This window comes from Oleiphilus sp. HI0128 (assembly GCF_001635365.1).
Genome location: NZ_LWGG01000393.1, coordinates 1 through 734, shown reverse-complemented (window position 1 = coordinate 734; position 734 = coordinate 1). Strand labels below are relative to the sequence as shown.

General features: G+C 49.9%; 1 protein-coding gene. It reads left to right on the top strand.

The window, feature by feature from the left end; all coding sequences use genetic code 11:
* A partial coding sequence (locus A3763_RS04855) for a protein adenylyltransferase SelO family protein (RefSeq protein ID WP_197482776.1) occupies positions 1 to 734 on the top strand: 734 nt, incomplete at both ends.

Genomic DNA, 734 nt, shown 5'->3' with positions numbered 1-734 from the left:
TTTCAGCGAACTGGGTTTTGACGACAATTTGGTGGAAACGGAAGGCTTCCGTCGTTTGTTCTCTGGTGATATGTCGCATGTGCCAGAACCTATGAGACAAACAGCTTGGGCAACTGGCTATGCGCTGTCGATTTATGGCACGGAGTACATTCAACAGTGTCCGTTCCGCACAGGCAACGGTTACGGGGATGGCCGTGCAGTATCTGTCCTTGAGGCTGTCATCAATGGTCAGCGTTGGGAGATGCAGCTAAAGGGTGGTGGGCGAACGCCATATTGTCGTGGTGCGGATGGGCGAGCAGTGCTGCGCTCGAGTATTAGAGAATTTCTGGTTCAGGAGCATATGCACCAACTAGGGGTGCCAACATCTAGGTCCTTATGCCTTTATGTATCTGGCTCAGAGACCGTTGATCGCCCATGGTATTCTGAAGGTTCTTACTCCCAAGATCCGGATATTATGGTATCGAACCCGGTTGCAATTTCAACACGTGTCGCACCGTCTTTCTTACGGGTCGGGCAGCTTGAACTGTTTGCTCGTCGAGCGCGTAGCAAGGCTCATCCAAAAGCTCTCGAAGAGTTAAAGATGATCGTTTTGCATTTGATTGATCGTGAATACAAAAGTGAGATCAATGAAGACCTATCGTTCGAAGATAAATTACTGCGGTTGGCTAGCGAGTTTCGTGAGCGTTTAAGCGCGCTTGTCGCAAACTGGCTTCGCGTAGGTTATTGCCAAGGCA